This window comes from Sphingobacterium sp. UBA6320 (assembly GCF_002440335.1).
Taxonomy (GTDB): Bacteria; Bacteroidota; Bacteroidia; order Sphingobacteriales; family Sphingobacteriaceae; genus Sphingobacterium.
In genome coordinates this window covers 102,502-114,777 of the sequence record NZ_DJTA01000024.1, presented here as the reverse complement: position 1 = coordinate 114,777, position 12,276 = coordinate 102,502, and the positions used below count along the sequence as shown (strand labels likewise).

General features: G+C 36.6%; 11 protein-coding genes and 1 tRNA gene. 11 read left to right on the top strand and 1 reads right to left on the bottom strand.

Going from position 1 to position 12,276, the window contains the following annotated elements; translation table 11 throughout:
* Positions 1–222: 222 nt before the first annotated feature.
* Positions 223–307: transfer RNA gene (locus B3P23_RS16315), tRNA-Ser, on the bottom strand.
* A 121-nt stretch (positions 308–428) separates the two neighbouring features.
* On the opposite strand from B3P23_RS16315, the gene B3P23_RS16310 reads away from it, so the two are divergent.
* The 11 genes from B3P23_RS16310 to B3P23_RS16260 all read left to right on the top strand — a co-directional run bounded on the left by B3P23_RS16310 (position 429) and on the right by B3P23_RS16260 (position 12,266).
* Positions 429–2,471 carry a M13 family metallopeptidase gene (locus B3P23_RS16310; RefSeq protein ID WP_293928117.1) on the top strand — a complete coding sequence of 681 codons (2,043 nt, stop codon included), beginning with the start codon at positions 429–431 and terminating at the stop codon, positions 2,469–2,471.
* A 98-nt stretch (positions 2,472–2,569) separates the two neighbouring features.
* Positions 2,570–2,881 carry a 50S ribosomal protein L21 gene (gene rplU, locus B3P23_RS16305; protein ID WP_045753476.1) on the top strand — a complete coding sequence of 104 codons (312 nt, stop codon included), beginning with the start codon at positions 2,570–2,572 and terminating at the stop codon, positions 2,879–2,881.
* A gap of 42 nt (positions 2,882–2,923) precedes the next feature.
* Positions 2,924–3,187: a 50S ribosomal protein L27 gene (gene rpmA, locus B3P23_RS16300; protein WP_045753477.1), complete on the top strand. Its 264-nt coding sequence runs from the start codon at positions 2,924–2,926 to the stop codon at positions 3,185–3,187.
* A 172-nt stretch (positions 3,188–3,359) separates the two neighbouring features.
* On the top strand, positions 3,360–4,103 hold the full coding sequence (locus B3P23_RS16295) for a hypothetical protein (RefSeq protein ID WP_248754533.1): 744 nt from the start codon (positions 3,360–3,362) through the stop codon (positions 4,101–4,103).
* Positions 4,104–4,106: 3 nt separating this feature from the next.
* Entirely contained in the window at positions 4,107–4,703 is a 597-nt protein-coding gene (locus B3P23_RS16290) for a hypothetical protein (protein ID WP_052627545.1), read from the top strand.
* Positions 4,704–4,908: 205 nt separating this feature from the next.
* Positions 4,909–5,871: a formylglycine-generating enzyme family protein gene (locus B3P23_RS16285; protein WP_293928111.1), complete on the top strand. Its 963-nt coding sequence runs from the start codon at positions 4,909–4,911 to the stop codon at positions 5,869–5,871.
* A gap of 31 nt (positions 5,872–5,902) precedes the next feature.
* On the top strand, positions 5,903–7,216 hold the full coding sequence (locus tag B3P23_RS16280) for a Gfo/Idh/MocA family oxidoreductase (RefSeq protein ID WP_293928109.1): 1,314 nt from the start codon (positions 5,903–5,905) through the stop codon (positions 7,214–7,216).
* A 15-nt stretch (positions 7,217–7,231) separates the two neighbouring features.
* Positions 7,232–8,272: an FAD:protein FMN transferase gene (locus B3P23_RS16275; RefSeq protein WP_248754532.1), complete on the top strand. Its 1,041-nt coding sequence runs from the start codon at positions 7,232–7,234 to the stop codon at positions 8,270–8,272.
* A 7-nt stretch (positions 8,273–8,279) separates the two neighbouring features.
* Complete coding sequence (locus B3P23_RS16270; RefSeq protein WP_248754531.1) at positions 8,280–9,200, top strand: hydroxypyruvate isomerase family protein; 921 nt, start codon at positions 8,280–8,282, stop codon at positions 9,198–9,200.
* An 89-nt stretch (positions 9,201–9,289) separates the two neighbouring features.
* On the top strand, positions 9,290–10,540 hold the full coding sequence (locus B3P23_RS16265) for a nucleoside permease (protein WP_045753482.1): 1,251 nt from the start codon (positions 9,290–9,292) through the stop codon (positions 10,538–10,540).
* Positions 10,541–10,577: 37 nt separating this feature from the next.
* Positions 10,578–12,266, top strand: coding sequence for a GMC oxidoreductase (locus B3P23_RS16260; protein WP_045753483.1), 1,689 nt, complete (start codon positions 10,578–10,580; stop codon positions 12,264–12,266).
* The last annotated feature ends 10 nt before the right edge of the window (positions 12,267–12,276 follow it).

Sequence of the window (12,276 nt, the reverse complement as noted above, 5' to 3'; positions counted from 1 at the left end):
TTATTTTTTGATAGCGGAAAGGGAGATATGGTTTCACGATCCCTAATCGGGAGGTTTCATCTAGCGATTCATTTTAGAGAGACCCTAGCTAACCATCTTTTAGGGGCTCACTATGGTCTCGCTGGAAATGAGAAGTATTGAAAAAACGATATGAGTATATAAAAGAAAAACCCTACAAATCGTAAATTTATAGGGTTTTGATACGTTTTCCTTGTTAGGATGCGGAGAGGGCGGGATTCGAACCCGCGGTACCGTTAAGTACACACGCTTTCCAAGCGTGCTCGATCGACCACTCTGACACCTCTCCGTAGTCTACTGGCAAAAATAGAAGTATAATTCTATTTTCCAAAACAAATTTCAGCAAAAAGTGTTATTTCCGCATTAATAAAAAAACTACCTTTACTTAAGGTGTTTGAAATTAGAAAATTATGGTCAATAAAAAATTATGGGCAATATTGCCAATTGCTGCTTTAGCATTTGGCTGCCAATCCAATAAAAGTTCAGATCAAAAACAAGCAGATCGAACAGTGTTTTTAGATGTATCAGGCATGGACACCACAGTACATCCAGGCGATAACTTCTTTATGTATGCCAACGGGCAATGGTTAAAAAAGACCGTTATACCACCCTCAGAATCAGGTTGGGGATCATTTTATACCCTTAACGATGAAAATCTACAAAAGCTTCATGGTATATTGGAAAAAGCGGCACAGTCTAATAGTAAAAAAGGGACTGATCAACAGAAAGTTGGAGATTTCTATACCAGCGGGATGGATACAATCACGATTGAAAGGCTTGGCATTAAACCTATTGAAGATCAATTGAAAAAAATTGATGGGTTAAAATCTATTGATGAACTTATTGCTTACAGCGCTGATGGTTTTAAAGAAGGAAATGGAGATCTATTTTCCTTCTATATTGCTGCAGACGAGCGTATGAGCAATAAAAATGCAGCTACCTTTGTTCAAGGTGGTCTTAATCTTCCTGAAGCTAGCTATTACCTAGATCAAGATGATAAGGCTAAGAAGATCCGTGAAGCATATACGAGTTACCTCACCAAGTTATTTACATTAGCAGGTCAGCAGGCAACAGCCAAAGTGAATGCCGAGTCTGTTTTGAAAATAGAAACTGCTATTGCTAAATCGCATATCAGTCCTGTTGAATTACGAGATCCCATTAAAAATTATAATAAAGTAGCTGTGGCTACATTTCAAAAGCAAACTCCAAACCTCAATTGGAATGATATTTTAGGAAGATTATCGATAAAAACAGACACATTATTGGTGCAACAACCTAAGTTTTATGTTGCTCTAAATAATTTGTTGAAATCGGAGTCATTGGATACATGGAAAATGAAGTTGAAAGCAGACCTCTTGAACAGCTCTGCTCAAGCTTTGACCAAAGACTTTCGTAATGCTCAATTCGAATTATATGGCAAGACCCTGCAAGGTCAAAAAGAGCAAAAGGAACGTTGGAAATTAATGGTGAGTACAGTAGATGAAAGCTTAGGTGAAGTCATCGGTAAATTGTTTACAGATGAATATTTTAAACCTGAAGCCAAGAAAAGAATGCTTGAGTTGGTCAATAATCTTGAAATCTCTTATCGCGATCGTATTGAAAAATTAGATTGGATGACCCCTGAAACTAAGAAAAAAGCCATTGATAAACTGCAGTCTTTTACTAAGAAAATCGGATATCCAGATAAATGGAAAGATTATTCAGATGTTGAAATCAATAAAGATAGCTACTATGCAAATTTACAATCAGCATCACGTCACGCTTATAAAGAAATGATCGATAAGATGGGCAAACCGGTAGATAAAACAGAATGGCTGATGACAACGCCAACCGTTAATGCCTATTACAATCCTCCATATAACGAAATTGTATTTCCAGCAGGAATACTACAGTTTCCTTTCTTTGATGCCAATGCAGATGATGCGATTAACTATGGTGCTATCGGTGCAGTGATTGGACATGAGATGACTCACGGTTTTGATGATCAAGGTCGTCAGTACGATAAAGAAGGAAATTTGAGAGATTGGTGGACTCCAGAAGACGCGACCAAGTTCACAACAAAAGCCAATCAGGTGGCAGCATTGTATGATGGTTTTACCTTATTAGACAATCAGCATGTCAATGGAAAATTGACATTAGGAGAAAACCTGGCTGATATAGGAGGATTAAACATTGCATTTGATGCTTTCAAAAAAACAAAACAAGGTCAAGAATCAACAAAAATAGATGGATTTACACCCGATCAACGTTTCTTTTTGAGTTTTGCTCAAGTTTGGCGCATCAAGAATAGCGATGAAAGAATGAACATGCGCTTAAAAGTAGACCCGCATAGTCCAGAAGAATTTAGAGTCAATGGACCAGTCTATAACATGGAAGCATTTTATCAAGCATTTCAGATTCCTAAAACAGCCAAGATGTATGTGGCACCAGAAAAGCGTGTTGCCGTTTGGTAGGGGAAGAAATAAAAAGTGTAATATATTTTAGAAATTGAATAATAATTGCTAATTTTGCCGTTCATTAACAATAAACACATTTAATTAATTTATTAACAATGTACGCAATAGTAAATATAGCAGGACAGCAATTCAAGGTTGCAAAAGACCAATTTCTTTTTGTGCACCGCTTACAAGGAGATGAAGGCGCTAGTATTGAATTTGACAATGTATTGTTAGCAGAAGATGGTGGTAAATTCACAATCGGTACTCCGAACGTGGCTGGTGCTAAAATTTCGGCTAAAATTTTGTCTCATTTAAAAGGTGATAAAGTTATCGTTTTCAAGAAAAAACGTCGTAAAGGCTACAAAAAGAAAAACGGTCACCGTCAACAATTCACTAAAATCCAGATCACTGGTATTACATTATAATTGAATTTTTAATCAGACATTAGTCTTAATCTAAGATAAGAAATGGCACATAAAAAAGGTGCGGGTAGTTCCAAGAACGGCCGTGAGTCACATTCGAAACGTCTAGGTATCAAAATCTTCGGTGGTCAAGCTGCTATCGCTGGTAACATTATTGTTCGCCAACGTGGTACAAATCACAATCCTGACTTAAATGTTGGTATTGGTAAAGACCATACGTTGTTCGCTTTAGTTGACGGTAAAGTAGTTTTCCGCAAAAAAGCAAACAATAAATCTTATGTTTCTGTAATCCCTACAGAGCAAGCATAAGTTTTTGCTACACAATATTTGTAAAAGGCGTTAAGTTTACTTAACGCCTTTTTTGTTTTTCACCCTAATTACGAGCTTGTTAATATACTTGAACATAATTATTTGTATCAATAATAAGAGTTTGGTACAATTTTATACGTAAAAAGCAGTTTATAGATAATATTAAACGTTCATGATTTTTAAAAGTCTATCATACGGTATTCCAGCAGTTAGCTTATTACTACTATCATCCTGTAGTTCGATGTATATGCCCAATGTCCCAGCAGCCCCTATGTTCAAAGATGCAGGTGAGGTATATGTTTCTGGAAATATCAATTTAAAAGGAAATGTTTCTGCAAGTGGTGGGGTCGCTGTTTCAGATCATATTGGAGTGATTGCAAATGGTTCTTATATAGATCGAAAAGATAGTCCAACTGATTTTGCTCAAAAAATGGGCGAATTAGGCATCGGATATTTTACTACTTTTGGACAGCGACGCAATCGTATTTTAGAAGTATATGCTGGATATGGAATAGGAACTGTGAATGAAGTGGATACCAGAACATCAACCGCTGGCCCCGCTGTCGTTGAAAGTAGAGATATGGATTTTGATAAGATATTTGTTCAGGTCAATTATTCTTCTACAAAAAGACAAAAGATACATTTATTTGGTGGAGATCGCGCATTAAATTATGGAACAATTTTAAGAGTATCCCATGTGAATATGACTGATTTTAAAATTGATCAGGTACATGCACATAAGGAACGTAATGTATTGATTGAACCTGTATTTTATACCCGTATGGAAGTGGGGCGTGGCTGGCAGATACAATATATGACAGGAATGAATTTTGGATTGATGAGTAATGATTATTTAAAAGCAGGTCATCCTATCAATAGCTTAGGAATTCTTTATAAATTTGGAAGGAAAAATTAAATTATGATAAACGTGTTGAAAAAGAATTGGTTATTCGCATTTGTGAGTATCGCAATCTTGACTAGCTGTGGAGTTAGCAGACAAAAAGCCCAAATTGAAAATTTAGGCAAATGCAAATACGATATACAATCCGTAGATAGTATCCGTGTGGCAGGTACTTCTATTCAAAAGATTGTTAAATCAGATGGTATTGATCTTTCAGCATTGCCAAGTGTAGCATTAGGGATGTTGCGTAAAAATATACCGTTAGATGCTGTTGTTCGATTGAAAATTCAGAATCCGACTCTTAAGAAAGCTGCTATCAATCAATTTCAATATATTATCTTATTTGAGAAAAAACAATTAGCAGAAGGTATTGTCAATCAGTCGATATCGTTAGATCCAGGACAATCAACAATAGCATCGGTGCGATTGAATACTAATATTTATGACTTGATCAATAACGGTGATTTAGCAGGATTTATCGGATCTAATTCCAATACAAAAAAGGGATTATTTACAATTAAGATAAAACCTTCCATCAATATTGCAGGTAAGTCAATTTTTTATCCGGGCTATATTACAATAGACAAAGAAGTGAGTCGTAATATTTTATTGTAATAAAATACGTCTGTACTACATTAAGGCTTGTGAAACTTTGTTTTACAAGCCTTATTTTTTTTAAGCACTTATCATTTTTAACTTTTGTAATAAAAAAGTTATGAGGCTTATTGTTTATAATACACAATCAAATTAATATCTTAGACAAATAATACGTCTGGATTAGTGGGAGGGTGATGACCAATTATTTATAGAAAAAAATAAAATGCATAAAAGTTTACTTGCTCTTATCTTGTTAGGAATTTCTAGTACGTCGTTTGCACAGCAAAAGGTGGAAAGTTATGTACAAGAAATAAAGGGTACAAAATTGAAATTTGATATGGTTGCAATTCCTGCTGGAGTATATAAACAAGGCGGAAATGTAAAAGCAGATGAAAAACCTATTCATGAAGTGAAAATAGCACCTTTCTGGATTGGTAAGTATGAAGTAACTTGGAATTTATTTGAACCCTTCTTGTATAAGGATTACGAACTAACTCAAAGTTTAGACGGCAAGATAGCACCAGAAGTTGATGCAGTTACACGTCCTACAAAGCCTTATTTGGACATGACTTTTGGTATGGGTAAAGAAGGGCATCCTGCCTTAGCCATGACACATTATAATGCCATTCAATTTTGTAAATGGTTGTATGTTCGTACAGGAGTTTTTTATAGACTTCCAACTGAAGCAGAGTGGGAATATGCGTGTCGTGCAGGAAGTGACAAAGCATTTAGTTTTGGCGATGATGCATCTCAATTAGATCAATATGCTTGGCATAAAGGAAATAGTGATGGATCTACACATCTTGTCGGCACTAAGATACCAAATGCATGGGGTTTATTCGATATGCATGGCAATGTTTCTGAGTGGACTTTTGATCAATATATTGAAGATTATTATAAACAATTTGAAGGTAAAGTAGCAGACAACCCAGTTGCAGTACCTACAAAATTATATCCAAATAGTGTAAGAGGTGGTTCTTTTGATAGCGAACCTATGGATTTGAGAAGTGCCGCTCGGTTGGCATCAGATCCTTTTTGGAAGCAATTAGATCCACAGATTCCTAAGAGTAATTGGTGGTTTCCTGAGGCACCATTTGTGGGGATGAGGTTGGTAAGACCAGTTACTCCACCTTCACATGAGGAGATCATGGCTTATTATGATAAAGCTCCAATTAAAGATTATTAAAATATCAATTATAACCCTAAATACCTAAAATATGGAAAAATTTGAACGTCGTGATTTTTTAAAAACGACAGCAGCTATTGCAGGTGGGACAGTTTTAAGTTCCATGCCTATCGTAGGAGCATTTGCAGCAGGAAGTGATGTGATTAAAGTTGCATTAATCGGTTGTGGAGGTCGCGGTACAGGTGCAACTTTTGATGCTTTAAGCTCTGGTTTCAATATTAAAGTTGTAGCATTAGCTGATGCTTTCAAAGATAATTTGGATAGCACTTATAAAACTTTAAAAGATAAATGGCAAGATAAAATCGATGTATCTGATCAACATAAATTTGTTGGATTTGATGCCTACAAAGAAGCCATTAAGTTAGCGGATGTTGTTATTTTAGCAACTCCTCCTGGGTTTCGTCCGATGCATTTCGAAGAAGCAGTTCGCCAGGGCAAACATGTATTCATGGAAAAGCCGGTAGCTGTTGATATCCCAGGCATCCGTAAAGTTTTAGCAGCAGCTGAAATTGCTAAAAAGAAAAAATTAAATGTCGTTGTAGGTCTTCAACGTAGATATCAAACAAATTATCGAGAAGCGATCAAAAGAATACATGATGGTGCTATCGGTGATGTTGTTGCAGGACAAGTGTACTGGAATAGCGGTGGCGTGTGGGTAAGACCACGTAAACCAGGACAAACAGAAATGGATTACCAAATGCGTAACTGGTATTATTTTAACTGGTTGTGTGGAGATCATATCGTAGAGCAACACGTACATAATATAGATATTGCCAATTGGGTAAAAGGTGCATATCCCGTACGTATTCAAGGTACAGGTAGCCGTGCACATAGAACAGGTAAAGAGTATGGAGAGATCTATGATAATTTTGCATTGGAGCTAACGTATCCCGATAATTCGGTTGTGTACAGTCAGTGTGCTCACTTTGAAGGTGTCACTAACAGAGTTGATGAGCAGTTCCAGGCAACAAAAGGTCGAGCATACCTATCTGCAAATGGCCAAGCTGTACTTTGGGATGCCAAAGGAAATGAAATCTATCGTCATGATCCTAAAGGAAATCCAAATCCTTATCAACAAGAACATAAAGAATTGTTCGAGGCAATTTCAAAAGGAGAATACAAATTTGATAATGCCGAATATGGAGCTTACAGTACTTTAACAGGTATTATTGGTCGTATTGCGTGCTATACAGGAAAAGTCATCAAGTGGGATGCGGCATTGAAATCGGACATTGATATTATGCCAGCAAATTACGTATGGGATGCTTTACCAAAAGTATTACCAAAAGAAGATGGTTCATATCCGGTAGCAATACCTGGTCAGAATACAAATTTATACATTTAATAAGGGGATGCATTCATGTATTTTAAATCATGGATACTGCTCTCAATAAGTTTGTTCAGTTTGTGCGGCATCGCTGCTACACAAATTGAACAAACTTCTTATTTTGTACAACCTCTCCAAAAAATTGTCTTGTCAGGGCCTGCACAGGGCACCTCTTACCACATAACATATTTCGATCAATATGAACAAGTTTCAAAAAATGATGTCGATAGTATATTAAAAGTGATCGATTTATCCATGTCAATCTATAATCCATTGTCGACAATCAGTCAGTTTAATAAACAGGAAACAAATATTGTCAAACTGGATCGACACTTTCAAAAAGTAGTTGAAGCATCATTTTACTACCATCAGATCACGAAAGGTATTTTTGATATCACTGTAGCACCTCTTGTTCAGTTATGGGGATTCGGTACTACACAAATCAAGCATTTTCCCGATTCCAATAAAATTACTTCCACTTTATCGTCGGTTGGGATGAACAAATTGATCTGGGAAGCACCCTATCTCAAAAAATCAAGACCCAACATTAGTATTGATGTAAATGGTATCGCTCAAGGATATTCGGTCGATGTATTGGCTGAATTTCTTGAAAATAAAGGTGTCAAAAATTATATTGTTGAATTGGGAGGTGAAATGCGTGTCAAAGGCAAAAATTTGCAAGGTGATTTTTTTAAAATTGGCATCGAAAGACCAACTTCAAATCATCATTTGCAAACAGAGGTAGTATGTATTAAATCTGGGGCGCTAACCACGGCCGGCAATTTTGAGAAATATATGATGAATGGCAAACAGAAAATCAGCCACCATGTCAACCCATTAACTGGATATATGTTTTCAAGTCCCATAGTGAGTGTGACGGTATATGCAAAAACTGCTATGGAAGCCGATGCTTTAGATAATTATTTTATGGCACTGACACCTGACGAGATATTAGATTTTGTAAAGAAGAGGAAGAATTTAGAAGTTTATATTATATTTAACAATGAAAGGGGAGAAATAGAAGAAAAATACTCAAAAGGGTTTTCTGATTTTTTTCTACAAAAAGCAACATAATGAAATTATGAAAAGATCTGATTTTTTAAAAAATACCTTACTGGTAGCTGGTTCAGCAGTGAGCTTGACCACCTTAGCAGGAGAGCAGCAACAGAAAAAAAATAAAGCTGGAGCCACATTTAATTTGGATTATGCACCCCACCAAGGAATGTTCAGTGCTACTGCAGGCAAAAGTTTTGTTGATGAGATCAAATATATGCACGAGTTGGGATTTCGAAGTATCGAAGATAATGGTATGACGGGGCGTAGTATTGACGAACAAAAGAAAATAGGTGAAACCTTGGCGGCTTTGGGTATGCGTATGGGTGTGTTTGTTGTTCCAAAAGGCGGGAACGGTGCCAATACATTAGCAGCAGGAAAACAAGATTACATCGATATCTTTCTGAAAGGCTGTAAAGAGTCTGTAGAAGTTGCAAAACGTGTAAATGCAAAATGGGTAACGGTCGTACCTGGCGACTATGAACGCAATTTATCCATCGGTGTTCAGACAGGTAATGTCATTGAAGCATTAAAAAGAGGAGCAGAGATATTCGAACCTCATGGTATTACCATGGTATTGGAGCCATTAAGTGATACTCCCGATCTATTCCTAAGATATTCGGATCAAACGTACGAGATTTGTAAAGGAGTAGGAAGCCCTTCATGTAAATTATTATATGATGCCTATCATATGCAAAAAAATGAAGGAAACTTGATACATAAAATGAATGAATGTTGGAGTGAGATCGCATATATCCAAGTAGGAGATAACCCTGGTAGAAAAGAGCCTACAACAGGTGAGATCAACTACAAAAACGTCTTTAAATGGCTTCATGAGAAGGGCTTTAAAGGTGTAGTGGGCATGGAACACGGCATGTCCAAAGGAGGCAAAGTGGGAGAAGAAGCTTTGGTTAACGCATACAGAGAAGTAGATAATTTCTTAGTGTAATTTGTACAATTGTTTTTTTTATGCTAGATTGTCATATTAAAACCAATTATTGATAAAAATCTCTTATTTTAAAATAAACTAAACATATAATGTCTACATCTATTAGATTTAAATTGTCGTTCATGATGTTCCTGGAATTCTTTATCTGGGGCGCATGGTTTGTTACATTGGGTACCTACCTAAGTAAAAATTTACAAGCACAACCGCTTGAAATTGCGAATGTCTTTTCTACCCAATCATTAGGAGCTATTATCGCCCCTTTTATTATCGGTATGATTGCCGATCGATACTTTAATGCAGAGCGTATACTTGGTGTATTGCATGTAGTTGGTGCTGTTCTGATGTATCAAATGTATAACGCTACTGAAATATCATCATTTTACCCTTATGTATTGGCTTACATGGTATTGTATATGCCAACACTATCATTGGTAAATTCGGTATCTTTCAGACAACTAAGCAATCCTGAAAAACAATTTTCCAATATCCGTATCTGGGGTACAATCGGTTGGATCGTGGCAGGTTTATCGATCAGTTACCTATTTAAATGGGATGCAGCAGAAGCATCTTCTGCCGGTGCTTTGAAAAATACCTTTTTAATGGGAGCGGTAGCATCATTAGTATTAGGTTTATTTTCATTCACTTTACCTAAAACACCTCCCGTTAAAATTGAATCCGATCAAAAACCTTCGTTTGCATCCATTATTGGTTTAGATGCAATCAAATTATTGAAAGATCGTAACTTCTTGATTTTCTTTATTTCTTCCATATTGATCTGTATTCCTCTAGCATTTTACTATCAAAATGCTAATCCGTTTTTAGATCAAATTGGAATGGAAAACCCGACAGGCAAAATGACTATTGGACAGATTTCGGAAGTCCTATTCTTATTAGCATTACCTGTTTTCTTTTCTAAATTTGGTTTTAAGAAAACAATTTTAGTGGGTATGCTTGCTTGGGCTCTAAGATATATCTTATTTGCATATGGCAACGCCGGCGATCTTTCTTTCATGTTGATATTAGGTATTGCTTTACATGGTATTTGTTATGATTTCTTCTTTGTATCAGGTCAAATTTATACCGATAGTAAGGCAGGTATTAAATATAAAAGCGCAGCTCAAGGTTTGATCACATTAGCAACTTATGGAGTAGGTCAGCTAATTGGATTCTGGGTAGCAGGATTTATTGGTGAAAAATATGCGTATCTTCAAGAAGCTAATGTTGCTGATTTCTGGAAACAAACATGGATTATTCCAGCAGGAATTGCATTCGTAGTTTTTATTATTTTCTTGGTTGCTTTTAAAGACGAGAAAGTAGAAAATAAAGTTATATCCGAATAAAAGTTAATTAAAAAACTAAACTAAACATAAATATAAAATGGCTGAAAATAACACTTATGATGCTATTGTCATTGGTTCAGGAATCAGTGGTGGATGGGCAGCAAAAGAATTGACAGAAAAAGGTTTAAAGACCTTGATGTTGGAGCGTGGTCGTAATATTGAGCACGTGAAAGATTATCCGTCGCCGAATAAAAATCCATGGGATTTTCCGCACGCAGGTGGTCGTACACAACAAATGATCAAAGATCGTCCTGTTTTGAGTAGAGATTATCCTTTAAATGAAAAAAACTTAGACTATTGGGTGAATGAGCAAGAAAGTCCTTATACCGAGACAAAACGTTTTGATTGGTATAGAGGATATCACGTAGGTGGTCGTTCATTGATGTGGGGAAGACAATCTTATCGTCTTGGTGATTTGGATTTCGAAGCAAATTTAAAAGACGGTCACGGAGTCGATTGGCCTATTCGTTATAAAGACATTGCACCTTGGTATAGCTATGCAGAGAAATTTGCAGGTATCAGCGGTAACCGTGATGGTCTAGATGTTTTACCTGACGGTGATTTCATGCCAGCTATGGCGATGAATATCGTGGAAAAAGATTTAGCAGCTCGTTTGAAGAAAGAATATAATGGTAATCGCCATTTTATTATGGGAAGAACAGCTAATATTACTGTTCCTCATCACAATCGTATCAACTGTCAATATCAAAATCAATGTTGGTTAGGTTGTAACTTTGGCGCTTATTTCAGTACACAGTCGGCAACTTTACCAGCTGCGGTAGCGACAGGTAATTTGACATTACGTCCTTTTTCTATTGTCACGAAGATCATATATGATAAGAATACAAAGAAAGCTAAAGGAGTGGAGATTATTGATGCAGAAACAAATCAAACCTATGAATTTTTCGCTAAAGTAATCTTTGTAAATGCATCTGCATTTAACTCAACTTGGGTCTTGATGAATTCAGCTACTGATGTTTGGGAAGGCGGACTTGGAAGTAGCAGTGGCGAGTTGGGTCATAACGTAATGGATCACCATTTCCGTTGTGGTGCCGGTGGTACAGTTGAAGGATATTTAGATAGTTATGTTTTTGGTAGAAGACCAACAGGATTATATGTGCCACGTTTTGTGAACGTTGCCGGTGACGAAAAGAAACGTGATTATGTACGTGGTTTTGGTTATCAAGGAGCTGCAGGTCGTGGTCGCTGGTCTGGAGAGGTCGCAGAGATGAGTGTAGGTGGCGCATGGAAAGATGCTATTACTGAAGCTGGTGATTGGAGCGTAGGTTTTACCGCTTTCGGGGAGATTTTACCATACCATGAAAACAAAATTAGCTTAGACAAGACTAAAAAAGATAAATGGGGTCTTCCTGTATTATCAATGGATGTTGAAATCAAGGATAATGAGTTGAAAATGCGCGGTGACATGCAAAACGAGATGAAAGAGATGTTGGAGAAAATTGGTGTTAAAGACACATATACCTACGATAATGTGTATGGTTTTGGTCAAGGTATCCACGAAATGGGAACAGCTCGTATGGGTAGAGATCCTAAAACATCTGTTTTAAATGGTAATAATCAGGTTTGGGACGCGTTAAATGTTTTTGTAACAGATGGTGCAGCGATGACATCAGCAGGCTGTGTCAATCCTTCATTAACGTATATGGCATTAACAGCCCGAGCGGTTGATTTTGCTGTAAGTGAACTGAAAAAAGGCAATCTATAATCATCAATAA

Bases quoted from the DNA above. Each gene is read 5' to 3' on its own strand.
- B3P23_RS16270 (WP_248754531.1), top strand. From the start codon at position 8,280: ATGAAAAGATCTGATTTTTTAAAAAATACCTTACTGGTAGCTGGTTCA.
- B3P23_RS16260 (WP_045753483.1), top strand. From the start codon at position 10,578: ATGGCTGAAAATAACACTTATGATGCTATTGTCATTGGTTCAGGAATC.
- rplU (WP_045753476.1), top strand. From the start codon at position 2,570: ATGTACGCAATAGTAAATATAGCAGGACAGCAATTCAAGGTTGCAAAA.
- B3P23_RS16285 (WP_293928111.1), top strand. From the start codon at position 4,909: ATGCATAAAAGTTTACTTGCTCTTATCTTGTTAGGAATTTCTAGTACG.
- B3P23_RS16310 (WP_293928117.1), top strand. From the start codon at position 429: ATGGTCAATAAAAAATTATGGGCAATATTGCCAATTGCTGCTTTAGCA.
- B3P23_RS16295 (WP_248754533.1), top strand. From the start codon at position 3,360: ATGATTTTTAAAAGTCTATCATACGGTATTCCAGCAGTTAGCTTATTA.
- rpmA (WP_045753477.1), top strand. From the start codon at position 2,924: ATGGCACATAAAAAAGGTGCGGGTAGTTCCAAGAACGGCCGTGAGTCA.
- B3P23_RS16275 (WP_248754532.1), top strand. From the start codon at position 7,232: ATGTATTTTAAATCATGGATACTGCTCTCAATAAGTTTGTTCAGTTTG.
- B3P23_RS16290 (WP_052627545.1), top strand. From the start codon at position 4,107: ATGATAAACGTGTTGAAAAAGAATTGGTTATTCGCATTTGTGAGTATC.
- B3P23_RS16280 (WP_293928109.1), top strand. From the start codon at position 5,903: ATGGAAAAATTTGAACGTCGTGATTTTTTAAAAACGACAGCAGCTATT.
- B3P23_RS16265 (WP_045753482.1), top strand. From the start codon at position 9,290: ATGTCTACATCTATTAGATTTAAATTGTCGTTCATGATGTTCCTGGAA.